4 protein-coding genes are annotated in these 5240 nt (G+C 38.5%); all 4 read left to right on the forward strand.

Annotated features, from left to right (window positions below; translation table 11 throughout):
- A partial coding sequence (locus E1176_RS20570) for a DUF6089 family protein (RefSeq protein WP_185152671.1) occupies nt 1-942 on the forward strand: 942 nt, incomplete at its 5' end.
- The gene (porG, locus tag E1176_RS06620; protein WP_155209817.1) at nt 942-1682 is read left to right on the forward strand and encodes a type IX secretion system protein PorG; all 741 of its coding nucleotides are present in this window, start codon (nt 942-944) and stop codon (nt 1680-1682) included. The genes E1176_RS20570 and porG, both read left to right, overlap by 1 nt.
- A gap of 114 nt (nt 1683-1796) precedes the next feature.
- Nucleotides 1797-2483, forward strand: a complete 687-nt coding sequence (gene uppS, locus E1176_RS06625) for an undecaprenyl pyrophosphate synthase (protein ID WP_246205953.1) — start codon at nt 1797-1799, stop codon at nt 2481-2483.
- A partial coding sequence (locus tag E1176_RS06630) for a BamA/OMP85 family outer membrane protein (RefSeq protein ID WP_155209818.1) occupies nt 2483-5240 on the forward strand: 2758 nt, incomplete at its 3' end. The genes uppS and E1176_RS06630, both read left to right, overlap by 1 nt.

Here is a 5240-nt window from a genome sequence, read left to right on the forward strand (position 1 = left end):
GAGTTTTTCTCAAAAGAGAAGCGATATAACTATATTGCGGTTTCTTTAAATGCCTTTAATTATTTTGGTGATTTAGCTCCTCTTAATAAAAATGCCAGCACTGACATAAGTTTCACCCGCCCCGCAGTTGGGGTAATGTTTGGTCATAGATTTGGCCCCTTCTATTCTTTAAGAGCGTCATTTACCTATGGAACACTCCGTGGAGATGATTACGTGTCTGCAGACATAGGCGATGAAAACGCCAGGTATAGATACGTCCGTAATCTCAATTTTAGGAATAGAATAAAGGAACTTACCGTAGTTGGAGTTTTTGATTTGTTTAAAAATGAAGCAACATATATAAGTAGAGTGCAGTGGACCCCTTATGCCTTTGCCGGTCTGACCGTTTTTCATCACAACCCTCAGGCATATGTAAACGAAAACAGTAGCCTGCCTGAAGCCGGAACCTGGGTTGATCTGGAGCCATTAGGAACAGAGGGGCAATATGCATCTGCAGGAGCGTTAGATGGAGCGGTGAATGAAGGCATTGAACCTTACAGCAAAATTCAAATAGCTATTCCAATAGGTCTTGGCATACGATATAGACTCAATCAGGTATTAGACTTTTCTTTTGAAATGTCGTATAGATATTTGTTTACAGATTATATCGATGATGTAAGTCAAAACTATGTAGACCCAAGTGTCTTAACAAGTGACCTTGCCAGAGAATTAGCCTATAGAAGCAACGAGCCGACTGCTGCAGTTAGTGGAGAGGCCAGAGATTTTGAAGCCATAAGTACCTTTGCAAGAGATAATAACGGTGATGGATTTTATGATGGGTTCGGCACAGAAGGTGAATTTAATTTACGAGGCAATAAAGACCAAAATGACATGTATTTCGTTACAACGATAAAAGTGGCTTATATATTAGGAGCTACATTTAGACGAGCGAAGTTTAGATAATGAATAATCTTTTTACTAAGTATTCAGGAAAACTCCTCAAGAGTTTTCCTTTTTTCGTAATTACTCTCTCTGTTTTATTAAGTGGCAATTTATCGGCCCAGGAAACGGAGATAGGTTTTGGTGTAGGAGGATTTAAATATACTGGTGATTTATCGCGTGGTATCAACATCAAATCTATAAAGCCTGCAGGCACAGCATTTTTTAGAACAAACCTCAGCAACGCAGTTAGTTTTAAAATTGGAGCTACCGCAGGAAAATTGAGTGGAGCAGATAGTAAAACACCAATTGACCCTTTTTCAACACAAAGAAACGCCAGCTTCGATATCTTTATTTTTGAGGCTTCTACTGTTTTTGAGTATCATTTTTTAAAATGGCGCAGTGAATCAACCATGATTAGGTGGACACCATACTTTTTTGGAGGCTTAGCTATTTTTGGTATGTCCGGTATGGATGACAAATCTGCCGAGTATAGTAATATTCAGCCAGCGATACCGTTTGGCTTTGGGTTTAAATATATTCTTAACCCTAAATGGTATGTTGGTATTGAGTATGGTGCGCGTAAAACTTTTTTTGATTACCTGGACAATGTAAGTGGCGGAGATGGAGTGATTAAAAACTATGAGTATGGTAATCAGTACGATAACGATTTATATCATTTTATCGGCATATCTTTAACATATTCATTTTATACAATCCCCTGTCCAGTGAGCCCATACAGGAAAAATTACCGAAACAGGTAAAAAGGATTGCTAAAACAAGCATTTTTCTTTAAATCGGCTTAATTTTGCACTCTTGTGGCTATAGCTAAAGAAAATATAAATACGGAAAAACTACCCGGACACATCGCTGTGATCATGGATGGTAATGGTCGATGGGCCAAGAGTAAGGGTGCGGAGCGCATTTTTGGGCATAGAAATGCCATTACGGCAGTTCGTGAAGTGTCTGAAGCAAGCGCAGAGTTAGGAGTTAAATACCTAACGCTTTACGCATTTTCAACTGAAAACTGGGGGCGACCTAAAACTGAGGTGATGGGTCTGATGAAACTTCTTGTGTCAACCATTAGAGGTGAGATTAAAACCCTTCAAAAAAACAATATTCGTTTGAGGGCAATAGGTGCATTAGATAACCTACCGGGATCTTGTCAAAAAGAGCTTTCTGAAGCGATCGAACAAACAAAGAACAATGATGGCCTTACTCTCGTATTGGCATTAAGTTATAGCGGCAGGTGGGAGATCACAGAAGCGGTTAAAAGCATTGCTGAGCAAGTGAAGAGCGGTGAGCTCGAAGCTAGTGAGATTGATGACAAGTTGTTCAGCAAGCACTTAAGTACACGCGACTTTCCCGATCCTGAACTATTGATCAGAACAAGTGGAGAAATGCGAATAAGTAATTTTCTCCTATGGCAAATTGCCTATACAGAAATTTACATAACCGATAAACTTTGGCCTGATTTCAGGAAAGAAGATTTATATGAGGCTATTTTGGCTTACCAAAATAGAGAAAGAAGATTTGGTAGAATAAGTGAACAAGTAAAGACCTAATGAGAAGAGTTCTAATTTTTTTAATTCTATGTTGCTTTGCAGGGCAGGTAGATGCTCAATTCAGAAAAAGAAACCAATCTCGCTCAGATAATTCGAGTGATTTAAATTATTCTAACCCTACCGAATATGTTATCGCTGCCATAGAGGTTTCTGGTCTTAAAGTTTTAGACAAAAATGCCCTAATTTCTCTTTCTGGGCTAAAGGTTGGAGATAAAGTAAAAGTACCTGGTGATGATATCTCAGGGGCAATCAAAAAATTATGGAAGCATGGTCTTGTTGGCGATGTAACCATTAGCATCGATAAAATTGAGGGAGATCAGATCTATCTTAATATCGGACTTGCGGAGCGTCCAAGACTTACAGGCTTTACTTTCGAAGGGGTTAAGAAAAGTAGAGAAACTGAAATCAGAGAAGACCTTAACCTAATCAGAGGAAGAATACTTTCTGATGCAATAATTAGAAACACACAGCTTACAGTAAAAAATAACTACGTTCAAAAAGGCTTTCTCAACGCTGACGTAAAAGTCATTCAGGAAGAAGATACGCTAAACACTGATGGTGTTAGATTGAAAATTAAAGTTGAGCCTAAGGCGAAGGTAAAAATTCACAGAATCAGAATTATTGGCAATGATGAATTCTCTGATTCTAAAGTGAAAAAGAAGATGAAGAAAACCAATGAGAGATTGCGATTTTCTTTGTTCAGAAGAGCTGCAGAGTTGGTCGTAGGCTTTACCCCTAAAAAAGCCGCTGATTTTATGACTGAGTCATATGATGTATCGGGAGAAGAATTCAAACAGTTTTTGACAGACAACATTAAGCTTAATTTCTTCAAATCACAGAAGTTTATACAAAGCGAATATGAAGCGGATAAAGAGGCTATTATCGCATTTTATAATTCAAAAGGATTTAGAGACGCAGAGATAGTTGGTGACTCTATTTACGCCCATAGCGAAAATGCAATAAATATCGACATTAAAGTAGCTGAAGGCAGAAAATACTATTTCCGTGATATCATCTGGACAGGTAATTTCATTCATACTGATAACACACTTAATAGCATTCTCAACATCGAAAAAGGCGATGTTTACAATAAAGAATTAATCGATCAGAAATTAACTTTTAACCCTAAGGGGCCAGATATTAGTGGCTTGTACATGGATGATGGCTATCTATTTTTTCAAGTTCAACCTGTAGAGGTTGCTGTAGAGGGCGATTCTATAGATGTTGAAATGAGAATAAGAGAGGGTAGCCAGGCGACTATTAAAAACATCATGATTGCAGGTAATGATAGAACACGTGATCATGTAATTAGAAGAGAGTTGTTAACCATACCTGGTCGCAAGTTTAGCAGATCAGACATTATTACTACTAATCAGCGTTTAGCACAACTAGGCTATTTCGATCCAGAACAAATATCACCTAATGTTATGCCTAATCCTGCTGATGAAAGTGTTGATATAGAATGGTCTGTGGTAGAAAGATCAAGTGATCAGATTGAGTTGTCTGGTGGTTGGGGAGGTTCCTTCGGCTTTGTAGGTACTCTAGGATTAGTGCTTAATAACTTCTCTGTGAGAAATATGCTGAAGGGTAAATTTACGCCAATTCCAGTGGGTGATGGTCAGAAGCTTAGCTTAAGAGCTCAGGCAAATGGCCGCCAATTCCAGAGTTATTCATTCTCATTTACAGAACCATGGTTAGGCGGTAAAAAACCAAACTCACTATCCCTGAGCTACAACTATTCTATTCAGAGACAAACAGTGCCTGAGTTTAATAGCGATGGGGAACAAGTGACAGGATTGAGATTTGACGATTATAACGCTAAACTATCATTAAGAGGAGTTACTGTTGGTTTGGGAAGAAGGTTGAACTGGCCTGATAATTACTTCTCATTGCTAAATTCTGTTTCATACACAGTTTATGAACTAGAAAACTATGGAACAAGAGGTTTAGGTTTTTCAGATGGTAATGCCAATAGTATTACTTTCAATACAACGCTTTCGAGAAACAGCATAGACAACCCAATGTACCCTACTTCAGGTTCATCAATATCATTAAATATCTCGCTTACACCACCGTATTCAATTTTCAAAGATGATAATTTCTGGAAGTTGAGTCAGGCTGAAAGAAATGATGCAAGGAGATTTATAGACGAAATCAGATACCCTGGAGCAAGTCAGGAGTTTAGAGATACACAGTATCAGTCAGAACTCACAAACCGAGAAAACTCCGAACGCTACAAGTGGATTGAATATCATAAATGGATGTTTGATGCAAATTATTACTTAAAAATTGTAGGTAAGCTAGTATTAGAAACAAGAGCTCATTTTGGGTTTATAGGTTCTTACTCTGATAACCTTGGCGTTGGACCTTTCGAGAGATTCCAGCTTGGAGGTGACGGATTGGCAGGTCAGAATTTCTTACTTGGTACAGAGGTAATCGGTCTTAGAGGTTATGAAAACAACTCTATAACTCCTGTGGACGATAATCAAACGCGTGGAGGCATTGTTTACAATAAATTTGCTATGGAGCTTCGCTACCCTGTTACTACAGGCCAAGCCGCAACAATTTATGGTTTTGTATTTGGTGAAGCTGGAAACAACTGGAACAATTATGATGAATTTAACCCGTTTAATAACTTTAGATCAGCTGGTTTTGGGGCGAGAATATTTATGCCTGCCTTTGGTTTGATAGGAGTTAACTGGGGTTATGGATTCGATAAATTACCAGGGGCGAAGGAAGTGAGCGGGGCACAATTCC

The sequence above is a fragment of the Fulvivirga aurantia genome, assembly GCF_009711475.1.
Classification (GTDB): domain Bacteria; phylum Bacteroidota; class Bacteroidia; order Cytophagales; family Cyclobacteriaceae; genus Fulvivirga; species Fulvivirga aurantia.

Coding starts and splice junctions, on each gene's coding strand:
- porG (WP_155209817.1), top strand. CDS start 942: ATGAATAATCTTTTTACTAAGTATTCAGGAAAACTCCTCAAGAGTTTT.
- uppS (WP_246205953.1), top strand. CDS start 1,797: ATGGATGGTAATGGTCGATGGGCCAAGAGTAAGGGTGCGGAGCGCATT.